General features: G+C 65.9%; 9 protein-coding genes. 2 read left to right on the forward strand and 7 right to left on the reverse strand.

Annotated features, from left to right (window positions below; translation table 11 throughout):
• Positions 1–15: 15 nt before the first annotated feature.
• From KBY73_RS08335 to KBY73_RS08355, 5 genes are read right to left on the reverse strand one after another with little or no spacing between them, the layout of a single operon-like run.
• The gene (locus tag KBY73_RS08335) at positions 16–282 is read right to left on the reverse strand and encodes a hypothetical protein (protein ID WP_254936611.1); all 267 of its coding nucleotides are present in this window, start codon (positions 280–282) and stop codon (positions 16–18) included.
• A complete protein-coding gene (locus tag KBY73_RS08340; RefSeq protein ID WP_254936612.1) occupies positions 282–1,841 on the reverse strand; it encodes an HlyD family efflux transporter periplasmic adaptor subunit in 1,560 nt (519 codons plus the stop codon). Before KBY73_RS08340 ends, KBY73_RS08335 begins: the two co-directional genes overlap by 1 nt.
• Positions 1,842–1,843: 2 nt before the next feature.
• Entirely contained in the window at positions 1,844–4,939 is a 3,096-nt protein-coding gene (locus KBY73_RS08345; protein ID WP_254936613.1) for a peptidase domain-containing ABC transporter, read from the reverse strand.
• 29 nt (positions 4,940–4,968) lie between these two features.
• Positions 4,969–5,766: a peptidylprolyl isomerase gene (locus KBY73_RS15055; protein WP_254936614.1), complete on the reverse strand. Its 798-nt coding sequence runs from the start codon at positions 5,764–5,766 to the stop codon at positions 4,969–4,971.
• Positions 5,763–8,600: a glycosyltransferase gene (locus KBY73_RS08355; protein ID WP_254936615.1), complete on the reverse strand. Its 2,838-nt coding sequence runs from the start codon at positions 8,598–8,600 to the stop codon at positions 5,763–5,765. The genes KBY73_RS15055 and KBY73_RS08355 overlap by 4 nt, the downstream gene beginning before the upstream one ends.
• Before the next feature lie 100 nt (positions 8,601–8,700).
• Between KBY73_RS08355 and KBY73_RS08360 the strand changes: the two genes are divergently transcribed.
• Both KBY73_RS08360 and cysS read left to right on the forward strand, forming a co-directional pair.
• Positions 8,701–10,689 carry a hypothetical protein gene (locus tag KBY73_RS08360; protein WP_254936616.1) on the forward strand — a complete coding sequence of 663 codons (1,989 nt, stop codon included), beginning with the start codon at positions 8,701–8,703 and terminating at the stop codon, positions 10,687–10,689.
• A 69-nt stretch (positions 10,690–10,758) separates the two neighbouring features.
• Complete coding sequence (gene cysS / locus KBY73_RS08365) at positions 10,759–12,207, forward strand: cysteine--tRNA ligase (RefSeq protein WP_254936617.1); 1,449 nt, start codon at positions 10,759–10,761, stop codon at positions 12,205–12,207.
• Between the two features lie 28 nt (positions 12,208–12,235).
• Here cysS and KBY73_RS08370 read toward each other — a convergent pair whose 3' ends face one another.
• Positions 12,236–12,460, reverse strand: a complete 225-nt coding sequence (locus tag KBY73_RS08370; protein WP_106633117.1) for a hypothetical protein — start codon at positions 12,458–12,460, stop codon at positions 12,236–12,238.
• Positions 12,461–12,479: 19 nt separating this feature from the next.
• Positions 12,480–13,160, reverse strand: a complete 681-nt coding sequence (locus tag KBY73_RS08375) for an RluA family pseudouridine synthase (protein ID WP_254936618.1) — start codon at positions 13,158–13,160, stop codon at positions 12,480–12,482.
• Positions 13,161–13,194: the final 34 nt, after the last annotated feature.

Here is a 13,194-nt window from a genome sequence, read left to right on the forward strand (position 1 = left end):
TGCTCGCTTCGTTTTCTAGCGGTTGAAGTCCTGCCAGAGCAGCCAGTAAGCCAAGCCGCCCAGGGCCGGTGCCAGCACCAGGGGCAGTGCTGCCAGCACCATCAGGGTCAGGGAAGAAGTCCATAACCCGACTGCCCCAGCCACCCCCAGATCCACCAGGGCCAGCAGGGCAAGGAGGGTGCGAGGTCGCTTAATCCAGCTCCAGAGGCGCACCAGCAGCAGCGATCGCTGCTGCTGGTGCCGCAGATCCTCCGGCAGGAACCCCCGGCCTCCAGGCTCCATCAACGCAGCCGCTCCAGTTCACGGCGCTTGTCCGAGAACATCCCGGTGAGGATGGCAATGAAGGGCCGCTGGCGCAGCTGAATGTCGGCCGTCAGGCTCATGCCGGCTTTGAGCGGGATGAGCCGGCGGCCAGCCTGAAGCGTCTGGCGCTGCAGCCTCAGGATCGTGGGGTAGTAGAGGCCAGTGGCCTCGGCGCCAAGGGCAGACCTCATCTCATCGGGAGTGAGCGCGTCGGAGCCGATGCGCAGCACCGTGGCCTCAAGGTGGCCGTAATCGGCAGCGGGGAAGGTATCGAGCGAAAGATCGGCCGACTGTCCGGGTTCTAGGAAACCGATCACCTTGCTGGGCACGAAGACCTTCGCCTCAAGCGCGTCCCCGGGCACCAGCTTCAGCATCGGCGTGGCGGCATCCACCACGCTGCCGCGGGAGACATCGAGGTCGAAAACCACACCGGAGCTGCCAGCCTTGATCTGGCCATACTGCAGCTGGAGGTTCGCCTGACGGATCTCGTCGTCGAGCTGGCTGATCTGGCGCAGATTTGCCTCGATGCGGCCCCGCAGGTCGGCGCCTGGAACAGCCTGAGAGCTAGCCAGTTGGGCTCTTAGACCGGCGAGTTGGCGCTCCTCCTCGGCGATCCTGCTGCGCAGCTGCTCAGCGGCATCAAGAAACTGCAGCAGCTGCACCTCACTGGCGGCGCCACTGCGCACCAGATCCTTGTAGCGGCCAGCGATGTCAGCTGAAACGGTGTAGGAGCGGCGCAGGCCACGCAGCCGCTCCTCGCTTTGACGCAACTCCTGCAGGGCCACCTCACGCCGGCTGGTGAGTTCAGTGGCCTGACTACGCAGCTGTTCCCGCTGATTGGCCGTTAGGCCGGAGGCGAGTCGATCGCCCAGGGCGGAGGCATAGATCTGGTTTTCGCTCTCCAGGCGACCGCGCACCGCCGTCGCGGCTGCCAGCTTGCTGCGGGCCTCACGCAGGTCGTAGCGAAGCAGTTCCTGTCCTGCCGCCACCCTGTCACCCTCCCTGACCAGAACGGCCTCCACCACACCTGACACCGGTGCCTGCACCTCCTTGACGCGGCTGCCGGGCTGAAGCTTGCCCTGCACGGCGATGGTCTCGCCCAGGGGGGCCAGAAAGGCCCACAGCACCACCGCACCTGTGCTGCAGACGATCGTCCAAACCAGCACCCGCGAAGAGCGCTTCTGCGGACGCAGCAGCACGGGTTGGTTGAACTGCCAGTCACCCCCGACGGGGCCCTGGTTTTTGTGCGCCTGCAGGGCCAGAAGGCTCGAAGGCAGGAAAGGATTTTGGTACTCCTCGCCGCCTGAAACCGAGCCCGCGGCCGGCAGCGACGGGGGGGGCGGCAGGGCGGAGGGCTCGCCGGAATTGCCGATCAGATCGACACGCACACGCACTAGATCCTGATCAACGACCGAGGCCGAGGGGGATGGGGAGGCGGACCGTCCGCCCCTCCCCCGCATCCAGGCCAGGGTGCGTTCAAACAACTCAACCAGAAAGGAATCCGCGGTGTTGTCGGAGCTGGAGGACTGTTTCGCCATGGTCAGACCGCCGCCTCCTGCACCTGGCTCTGATACAGCGCGTAGTACCACCCTTGACGGCGCATCAGCTCCCGATGGCTGCCGGCCTCCATCACAGCGCCCCGGTCCATCAGCACGATCAGATCGGCCGGTTGCACCGTGGTCAGGCGGTGGGTGATGAAGAACACCGTACGGCCGCGGAACGCCTCGAGCAGATTCAGGCAGACCTGGCGCTCGGTACGGGCGTCGAGGGCACTGGTGGCCTCATCGAGGATCAGCAGGCGTGGGTTCTGCAGCACAGCCCGGGCCAGGGCCAGGCGCTGGCGCTGGCCACCGGAGAGCCCCGCACCCCGCTCTCCGACATCGGAGTTGTATCCCTTGGGCAACTCCATGATGAAATCGTGCGCACAGGCCATGCGAGCCGCGGCGATCATCTCGTCGGCGCCGGCATCGGGCTTCACCAGCAGCAGGTTGTCGCGAATCGTGCCGTCGAAGAGCACACTGTCCTGCGGCACCACGCCGATCTGGCGGCGCAGCGAGTACAGCTCGAGCTTGGCAATGTCGAGCCCATCGATCAGCACCCTGCCCTTCGAGGGGCCATAGAAGCGGGGCAACAACTTGAGCAGCGTGCTCTTGCCGCTGCCCGAGCCCCCCACCAGGCCCACGAACGATCCGACGGGCACCTCCAGATTCACCCCCTCAAGAATCGGTGGCTGATCGGCGCCATAACTGAACTCAATGCCCTCGAATCGCACATCTCCGCGCAGGGGAGGCATCGGAATGTTCAGAGCCTCCCGCTCGCTCTGTTCAGTGGGCCGATCCACCACATCCGCCACCAACTGGATCGAGGCGGACGACTGCTCGAACTGCTGCCAGGTCTGTACCAAACGCACCAATGGCGCCGTGATGTAGCCACTGAGGATGCGGAAGGCGATGAAGCCACCAAAGCTGAGCTCGTTCTTCATGATCAGGTAGACCCCCACACCAGCAACGACGATGCCGTTGAGGCTGTTAATGAATTCAGCGACGTTGGTCAGCGCCTCACGGGTGATTTTCAGCTTGAAATCTTCACCGATGAAACTGGCGTACCGGTTCTGGAATTCCCAGCGGGTCTTCAGCTCAGCGTTCTGGGATTTGAGCGTCTGAATCCCGGTTATCGACTCATTCAGATAGGAAAATGTACGTACCGACTCCCCCAGCGATCGTTTGATCTGGCGGCGCACCAGCGGATTGCTGATCACCGCCAGAGCGAGCATCAAGGGCAAGGTCGCTAGCGAAACCAGGGTCAGCGGCAGGCTGATCATCAGCAGCACCGCCAAATAGATGAAACTGAAGCCAAAATCCACAAAGGTCGTGATGCTCTGTCCGACCAGGAATTCGCGCAAACGATCCAACTGGTTGAAGTAGAACATCACCTGGCCGACTGGCCGGCTGTCAAAGAACGACTGGGGCAACCTGACCAGGCGGTCAAGAATGATGCTTTTGGTGGCCTGATCAATCCGGTTAGCCACATCTGTGAAGATGTAGCTGCGCAATGTCTTGAACACGCCGGTCACAATCGCCGCGATCAGCATCAGTAGGGCCAGGGTGATCAGCGCCCCGAGGCTGTTCTGACGCACCACTTGGTCGATCATCACCTGCAGGCCGAGCGGTGCCACTAGCTGCAGCAGGTTGACCATGCAGGAAAGGGCCAGCACATCGATCAGCGCGCGCCGATGCTCCCGAAGGAACGGTGCATACCAGCTCCAGCCGAAACGCTCCTCTTTGGCATCGGGCTTGCGCTGGAGGAGCAGCAGCTGAACCAGGCCAGCCTGGCCGTCCTGCAACTGGGCCGCCGGCACGAGCACGGGACCCAGTTCCGGCTCCAGGAGCCGCAGCCGGCCATCGGCCTCGACCCCATCCAGCAAGGCGAAGTGGCCCTGGCGGTACAGCACCGCCGGAGTGATGGCACGCCCCAATCGATCGTAAGGAAGCTCCGTCAGCACGACTCGCAGGCCGAGGCTGTCGAGGATCTGCCCCAGATTCACCAGATGGAGCTGGCTCTGACGCTCCAGCACCGCCTGGATCTGATCGCGCAGGGCATCGCGATTCAAAGGCAGGCCGAAGTAGCGGGCCAGCGCCACCACCAGCGCCATGGGCACATCCCTGGGACCGCTGGCGCGCGGCAATCGCAGCTCCCCCGGCCCTGGAGCCCTTGCCGCAGGCTCTTGGGGCGACATTGCATACGCCCCCTCCGATAGCCCGCTCGCAGCAGGCCCGGTCATCCCATCCCCGGTATCCACGATCACGGCATGGGATTCGACCGTGGCATGGGCCATCGCTTCGTACTGTTCCGGGAGCTCCAGCTCCGGTTGGCCAATCACCAGTGAGGGTGAGTCCCCAACCGCAGCCCCCAGCTGATCGAGATCGGGAGGCAAACCAATCACCCTCAGCCAGGCGCTGCCGGAGGGTGGGGAGGGCGCCGCCTGGCTCGAAGACCAGGGCTGCGCCAGGCTGCCACCCCTACTCACGTACCAGCGCAGATCGGGGGACAGATCGGTCGGTTGCCCTGCCCCAGGCAGCAGACTCCGCACCCGCGCGCATTCGCGGATCGCTGGCCAGGATTGAAGCGCAGGCAGCCAGTGGGGCTCTTGGCGATGCAGGGCATCCAGCAGCCTGTACAGCTCCGCTGCCGGCAAGGCGATCCCGAACCACTGCCGCATGGTCTCGTGGGTATCGAGCAGGTTGCGGAACGCGGTCGCGGGCAGCAGCAACAGTTCCACCTCGGAGGAAGCCCGCAACTCTTCACAGGGTTCGTCGCGCACCAGGCCGCACCAGCCGGCAAGCGCGCCTGGCTGGAGCTGGTCGATCGTGCGCAGCTCCTCACTGATGGGATCGCTGGCCAGCGAGCGCAGCGTGCCCGAGCGCAGCAGCAGCAGTCCCTCCGGCATCACATCAGCACGGAGCACCATCTGCCCCAGCCGATAGCGCCTGAATTCCAGCAGTGGCTCCAGGGCCGCAGCAGTCTCGGGGGGCAATCGGTCGAAGGGCCGGAAGCCGCGCAGCAGCAGTCCGGGTTCCAGGCCAGCGTCATGGACAGGGTTCTGGGCTGGTTCAACCGAATCGGGAGCCGAGGTCATGAATAGGTCATGAAAACGTCATGGAGAGGTCAGGCGGGGGATGGGGGTTGCGGCACTGGCGGCAGCTCCGCTCCCTCCAACAAGCGATCGACCCTCTCTTTGACCCAAAGGTCGAAGAGCTCTATCACCATCCTGCTGACCATGGACGGATCCAGCTGCACAGGTAACCGCTGTTCCAGCCGAATCAGCAGCCAGGAGTCCGCCAGCTGGAACGGCGGCCAGATCTGCCCAGGGGTGCCGACGCGTAGCCGTCTGACCAATTCAGGGTGACCAGCACTAACCGCCACCGGTCCGATCAGGCCCTTGGTGGCCTTCTCGGAACCTTCTGAAAAAGCTTCCACCAAGGCCGCGAAATCGGCGCCATCGTCGCGGAGGCGGAAATGGAGCTCCTGGGCCAGATCGGCATCACTAACCCGCAGCAGCGAGTAAGTGACACGATCCAGATCGGACTTGCGTTCCAGAAAGCGGATCTCCGCCTCACCACTGAAGCGCCACTCGCGCCAGCGACGCAACTTCGCCTGCAGGGTGACGCAAGCGCGCAGATCGTCAAAGCTCCAGCCGCGGCTCTCCAGCCAGGCCACCAGTGCCTCCTCACCCTCCACGCCCTCCGGCTCGAGGGCAGCCCGGATCAGGGGGTGTTCCTCCTCTGCGGTCAACGGCACCGTGGCCGCCACGCTCTCGTGTACCACGGCCTCCGCAAGCAGCCGGGCTAGTCCATGGCGTTGCAGCAGTCTGTTGGTGTGCTCAACGGTGAGCAGGGGCCGTCCGGCCGCCAACGCAATCCTGGCCTCGAGCGGCACGCCGCTGAGCTGCTCAGGTTCGATCACGACCTCCCCTCCAGCACAGGCAGGTTCAGCTGTCGAAAGGCGGCTGCCATCCGCGCCAGACCGCGGGAACGGCTGTAGCGGCTACGGGCATGGGCCAGTCCCGCAGTGCTGATCGCCTGCCAGAGGTCGTCGTCCTCGAGCAACCGTCCCACCTGACGCAGCCAGTCCTCCGGCGCGTCCGCCAGCAGGAATTCGACCCCATCGCGCAGGCCGGTGGCCTCAGCCGCCATCGGGCTGAGCACCTGCGGCACGCCCCGGGCCAGCGCCCCCACCACCTTGCCTTTCAGGCCGGCTCCAGCCCGCAAGGGTGCGATGCAGATCCGGTGGCGGTCATACACCGTGGCCGTATCCGCCACCCAGCCCTCCACTACCACCCCAGGCTCGGCAGCCCAGGCCTGACGTTGCTCCTCGCTCATTCCGCTGCCATAGAGATGGAGACGAAGCCAGGAGTGATGCCGGAGCAGCAGCGGCCAAACCTTGGCGAGAAAAAACGCTACGGCATCCCGATTGGGGGGATGGCCATAGCTCCCCAGAAAGGCCAGGCCGCTCCGCCCTTGCAGCGGCGCAGCCTGCTCGATGGTCTCCACCACCCATGGAGCCAGGGCGGTGGCCGCCTGGCCGCGACTCTCTGCCTCGATCACGCTCTGCTCCACCTCGCTGTAAGTAAGCGTCAGATCGACAGCGGCGATCACATCGAGTTCCTGGCGACGGGTCTCCTCGACCCCCTCCAGGGCGAGCTGCAGCGCTTCTCCCTGAAGCGCCTCCGCCCGCAGCTGGCGGATCTCTCGCAAATAGTGGAGATCGGCATTGCAGAACAACAGGCGGGCCCGGGGCGCGCTCTGGCGAATCACCTCCAGCTGGTCGCGCACGGTGGTGTATCGCGTCAGATAAATCAGGTCGAATTCACCGCCACGCTCCCGCAGAAACTGCTCCACGGCGAGATAGAAGGGCGCGTGGATCGACTCGATTCCCCGTCGCTGCAGCTCCTCGCTGTAGCCCCCCAGCCAGACCAGGTTCGCCGGCAGAAACGTCACCTTCCAGCCCAGCCTCTGAACCAGGTCCATCTCCACGAGCGCGGCATGACTGCCGGCGTCGCGATCGGGGCGCGGCGGCGCGTGATCGATAAACAGGGCACGGCCGACGATGCCGCGATCCTTAATTAGTTCCGCTTCTGGATGGCTGGGGTCCCCCGAGGGCAAAAAGGCCGTCGCCCATTTGCTCCGAAACACCGGGGCATGCTGGTGCTGGAAGCGCTTGATGCCGTGCTCGGCCTCCGCATCGGTGCCACAGCTGAGCCCCTCGTGATGAATCACCCGTGCCAGCGGGGCGTAACGCACCGTGAAGCCCGCCTCGCGCACCTTGAAGGCCAGATCGGTGTCTTCGTAGTAGGCCGGGCAAAACTCAGGGCTGAAACCGCCGATACGATCCCAGAGCTCACGGCGAATGGCCAGAGCGGCACCGCTGATGTAATCGACCTGACGGGCGTAGGCGACTTTCGGCTCGTAGGGGTTACCGCCGCGGCCGTAATTCCAGGGATCACCATTACCCCAGATGATGCCGCCAGCCTCCTGCAACCGTCCATCGGGGTAGACCAGCTGGGCACCACTTAGGCCCGTGTCAGGCCAGCGATCGAAGGGATCAAGCAGCTCCTCCAACCAGCGTGCGCACGGCTCAGTGTCGTTGTTGAGCAGCACGACGAACGTGCCCCGAGCGGCGGCGACTCCGCTGTGGCAGGCCTGATTGAAGCCGCGGCCAACCTCATGCCGCACGAACCGCAGACCTTGCACCTCCTGGGCGAGCACAGCGGCACTGTCCTCCGGACAGCCGTCGTCGACCAAAATCACCTCGAACGCCACGGTGGTGGGGGCGTAGCAGAGCGCCGCCAGGCAGCGTCGGGTCACCGGCAGACGCCCATGCACCGGCACCACAACCGAGACCAGCGGTGTCTCGCAGGTGGGCAAGGGCAACGGCGGAGCGAAGCAGGGCAGATCCAGAGGGCCGTACAGAAGTCGCTGCAGACGCGGTAAGTCCGCAGACAGAGGCCGCAGGCCGGCATCCGCCAGCTCCAGGGCGATCGCCAGACAGCGGTGCCGCTCCCTCCCCATCGGCTCGAAGCCATAGGGCAGTGGCGGCTGACCGTGCTCCAGCAGCGCCGCCCAGGGCAGCAACAGAAAGGGGGTGTACTCCAACCGCTCAGCCAGTGGTTCACCGCCCGCTAAGCGGAGCTGCAGGTGGTGAAGCCGGCCATCGCAGGCCGCGCCGGGCAAGAGGTGATGGATGCCCCCTTCCTCTGTCGCCGACAGCACCTCGAGCAGGCTGCCGTCCATCCACAACTCCACCGTCGCAGCAGCCGGAGCCCAGCCATGGATCCAGGATCCTTCCATGGGGTGCAGGCCGTAGGGCCCACGCGGGCCCCGGTGGCAGAGGCCGAGAAACTGCTGGTAGCGATCCGGATCGAGCCGCAGCGGACTGCCGGGCAGCTCCTGCAGTTGTTGCTCGTGCCGCAAAAGGGCCCGCACCACCGTGCCCGTGCTCCGCTCCGGTGGCATCAGCACCAGTGGGCCGCGCAGTTCAAATCCGCAAAGCGGTAGGCCATCTACCGCCTGAAGATCCAGGCGCATCTGATCCGCCGAAACCAGCGCCAGGCGTTGCGCGGAGCCCGGAACCAGCAGGTCCTCAAGCCACAGCTCCACTTCCATGGCTCGGCCATGGGCAGTGAGGGGCAGGTTGAACGCCCATCCCTGCAGCTGTCCATCGGGGCCGAAGCCATCGAAGCGCCCAGCCCAGTCACCTCTGATGCAGGCCTGAATGTGGGGGGGGAAGGTCTCGCTCACGGGGACTTCAGGACGCCATGTCCCGGGGCTTTCCAGGCTAGGGACCCTGCAAAGGCGCGAGAATCTCTCAAGACTGAACAAGGTGAACCGCTGGATGCGGATGGGGAACCCACGGCTGCAGAACTTTGTCTGGGAAAGCCCTGAGGAACGGCTCTGGCGGGAAGGGAAGGTTGCGGCCCTGTGCCTCGAGAAACTGCGTGAGGCGCGTGAGCAGGGTCAATGGAGCGAGGCTCTAGATCAGGCCACGGCCCTGATCGGCGCCGTCTCAGACCTTGCCCAGCTGGACCCCTCGGGCGCCGAGGCCTTCTGGAAGGAGACCGGCGCGGCTATCGCCGGCCTCACCGACGCCCTGCATCCACTGCTGGTCATCAACAGCGACACCCCCCTAGCCGAACCGAAGCGATCCGATCTCTGCTGGCAGCTCTGCACGCTGCTCGATCGATTGCTCAGCACGCCGGCCCAGCTGCCGCCAAGGCTGGCGGGCATGCACACCCACCTGTTGGTCTACGGCGGGATCTACTGGCGCAAGCGCCATAAGGCCAGTGGCGAGGGAATCGAGCGTGCGAACCATCTGTTCGGCCGTGCCGCCCATCGCCTCGATCCCGTCCCCCCCTGGTTGGTCCAGGCCTGCGAGGAGCTGGGCGTAAACCCGATAGCCGATCCCGGCCCCGAACCGGCCGTGCCGCCGCCGGAGGAGCCACTACCCGCTGATCTGCCCGCTGAGGTAGGCGCAGGCGAACCGAAGCGCGAACCCAAACCGGCCGCGGCGGCCTGCGCACCCAGCAGGCTGTGGCCGCCGAGCCAGCTAGCTGTGGAGGTTGAGCAGTGGTTGCTAGACGCAGACCCCAACCGGCCGGTACGCATCGGGCTGGCCTGCGTCCCCGGCGCCGCGATGCTCTGCCGGGAAGGCCCCCGGCTGGACCTCAACATCGCCGCACTCTTGGACGATCCCTCGGGCGTCGCACCCGACCCCTGGCTCACGGCCATGCGCGATCCCGTGCAGCGGGCGCAGGCTGGGGGCTGGCTGCAGCAACTGGAGCTGCGGGAACCGTTCTCGAGCCTCTATGAATCCCTTTGCCACCACTGGCGGCTGGGAGGAACGCTGCCGCTTCGGCAGCTCCAGCGGCTGCCCGCGGTGCTGGATGCCTGGCATCGTCTGCTGGGGCCAGGGCAGCTGCACGCCCGCCGGCAACCCAGCAGCCTGCTGAGTAACGCAGGCTGCGGCGGCGAGCCGGCAACCGGTCTGCAGGTGCGGCTCGATCCACTCGAGCTGGCCGTTCTCAGCGACTGCGATCCCAGCCGGCATCAGTCGCTCGATGAGGCCCGCTGTGCGATCGACTCGCTCCTGGCCCAGCTGCGCCGCAACCACCACAACAGCAACTTCTGGGGTGCAGCGGCTCCAGAGGCGCGCGAGCTGGAGCCCAATCCGCTCGAATCCCTGCGGCTGTTCCATCGTGATGCCGGGTTCTACGCCTCTACTGCCGCCGGTCCAGCCTGCCTGGAGCGCTGGCGTGAGGGCGCCCTGGCCAGCCTGCAGCGTGCCCATCTCTGGGCAGACGAACAGACTTTCAGCGCTCCGCCCCTGCTGCAGCTCATCCAGCTGCTGACGGAGCGCTCCGGCTACCTGCCGGTCCTCCAGCAGCGTCCGGCACTGCTGGAGCTACTGGAGCGCCTGGGAGGCCGCGAGGTGGTCTACGTAGGCTGGGACTGGGAGCCGGTGTTGGAGCAACACCGCAGCGGCCGCGCTTTCCGCCTGTTCAATGACCACAGCGTCGATCCCTACGGCCTGAGGGCCGTGGCCATGCCGGACAGTCGTCACCCGCGGCGGCCCCACACTGGTTTCTGCGACAGCCTCGAGCGGCTGGTCTCGGCCGTTGAGCGAGAGCATGCGGCCCGGCCCATCGATTTGCTGTTGGTAGATGGAGGGGCCTATCGCCTGCCGCTGCTGGATCTTGTCCAGAGGCGTCACAGCATTGCGGCAGTGGCCCCGGGTGCAGAGCTGGTGCAATTGTTCGGCCTCGATCGAGCCAACCTGGCGCGCTGGCGTCAGGAAAACCGCAACCCGGAGGCCTGGCGAGGCCTGTTCTGAGGCCGACTAGAAACTGATATTCCTTCCGTGGGGCCTGTGGCACGATCGCCCCAGCACCGTCCAGGCTCCGTGACCCTGCGTCTCACCAACACCCTCACCCGCCGCGTTGAGCCGTTTGAGCCGCTGGTGCCCGGCCAGGTGAGCATCTACTGCTGCGGCGTAACGGTCTACGACCTCTGCCACCTGGGCCATGCCCGCAGCTACATCGCCTGGGATGTGCTGCGCCGCTACCTGATCTGGTGCGGCAACCAGGTCACCTTCGTGCAGAACTACACGGACATCGACGACAAGATCCTGGGTCGCGCCGCTGAGGAGGGCAGCTCGATGCAGGCGGTGAGCGAGCGCAACATCGAGGCCTTCGTGACCGACATGGCCCGGCTAAACATCCTGCCGCCGGATCGCATGCCGCGGGCCACCCAAAGCCTGGACGCCATTCGCAGCCTGATCACCGAGCTGGAAGCCAAGGGAGCCGCCTACAGCGCCGATGGCGATGTCTATTTCGCCGTGATGAAGCATGCCGGCTACGGCAAGTTGAGTGGCCGCGACCTGGCAGAGCAGCAGGACAATGCCGCCGGCCGGGTGGCGACTGCAGAGGAGGCCCGCAAGCAACACCCCTTCGACTTCGCCCTCTGGAAGGGCAGTAAACCGGGCGAACCCAGCTGGGAGTCGCCCTGGGGCCCGGGCCGGCCCGGCTGGCACATCGAGTGCTCGGCGATGGTGCGCGAGGAGCTTGGCGACACGATCGACATACACCTAGGTGGCGCCGACCTGATCTTTCCCCACCACGAAAACGAAATTGCCCAGTCGGAAGCCGCCACCGGCCACGAGCTAGCCCGCTATTGGCTGCACAACGGCATGGTCAATGTGGGCGGCCAGAAGATGTCCAAATCCCTGGGCAACTTCACCACCATCCGCGCCCTGCTCGATTCCGGCATCACGCCGATGACATTGCGCCTGTTCACCCTCCAGGCCCATTATCGCAAGCCGCTCGACTTCAGCGCCGAAGCCCTCGAGGCCGCCGCCACCGGCTGGAAGGGCCTCAACGCGGCCCTGGGCCTGGCAAGCACACTGACGCTTGGCTCCGACCCTGCCTGCCCCCCGGCTCTTGCCGCATATCGCCAGCGCTTCGCCGCCGCCATGGACGACGACCTCAACACCGCCGCCGCCCTGGCGGTGCTGTTCGAGCTGGCCAAGCCCCTGCGCGCCCTCGCCAATCGGCTGGAGCGCGGTGATACCAGCGCGGCCGCTGAGGCCCGGGCGCCAGAGCTGGTGGATCAGGGGCAGCTGCTGCTGGAGCTGGCCGGAGTGCTCGGCCTCCAGAGCGAAACCGAGGCCAAAACCAGCAGCACCAGCTCCGGCCCCAGCGACGCCGAGATCCAAGTCCAAATCGCACAGCGTCAGGCCGCAAAGGCCTCCCGCGACTTCGCCACGGCCGACGGCATCCGCGATGGCCTGAGGGCCCAGGGCATCGAGCTGATCGACAGGCCTGGCGGCAGCACCGAATGGCTGCGGGGCTGAGTATCCCTCTAGAGGGCAAGCTCCCACTTCAGTCCTCGCTTGGCTCGGGTGCCTGCCGGCCTTGCATCATCCGCTCGATCTTGCGAATCCGCTCCAGGGTGGTGGTCCACACCTCTTTTTGAAAGCCCGGCTCACAGCCATCCACTAGGGCCTGCAGATCCTCCTGCCGCTCGAAGGCATCCCAGAGCTGGCGCTCCAGCTTGGCCCGGTCGATGAAGTTCCAGCGCTGCAGCCACACGGGCAGTGCCGCCATGGGAAGAGTTCAACTGGGCTCAGTTAAGGGGATCCACCCCCACATGCCCATCTGCAAAGCAACGGCTGCGCAGGTGCAGCGGCTTGCCCGTGGCCGGATGCAGCAGCTGCAGTCCGGCGGCATGGAGCTGCAGCCGCGGCGCCGGGATGGGGTCGCCGTAGAGGGTGTCGCCGTAGAGGGGGTCGCCCAGCACCGGATGGCCCAGGGCCGCCAGGTGCACCCGCAACTGGTGAGAGCGGCCGGTGCGAGGTTGCAGCAACAGCAAACTCGAGCCCTCGAAGCGCCGCAGCACTCGCCAGCGGGTGAAAGCCGACTTGCCACCGCACTCCAGCGGCACCACCCCATAGCGGGGCGGCCGAGTGGCGATCCGGGCTAGCGGCTGGTCGATAATCCCGCCCTGATCCGCAGGCAGCCCCTGCACCATGGCCAGGTAGGTCTTGCGCACCCGCCGCTCGGCAAAAGCGGCACTTAAGGACCGATGGGTGGTGGCATCTCTGGCCAGCAGGATCAGCCCCGAGGTATCGCGATCGAGGCGGTGCACCAGCCTTACCTCCGGCCAGCGCTCCTGGGCCCTACTGATCAGGGAATCGGCCAGCTCGGGCCCAAGCCCCGGCTGGCTAAGCAGGCCCGAGGGCTTCACCAGGGCCAGCAGCCAGGGATCGGCATAGAGCACACAACAGCCGGGATCACTGCGGGGCATCCTGCAGGGTCAATGGGAGACTTGCTACCACCTG

Origin of the sequence: Cyanobium sp. Tous-M-B4, from assembly GCF_024345395.1 — a bacterium.
In the GTDB taxonomy this organism is placed as follows: Bacteria; Cyanobacteriota; Cyanobacteriia; order PCC-6307; family Cyanobiaceae; genus Cyanobium_A.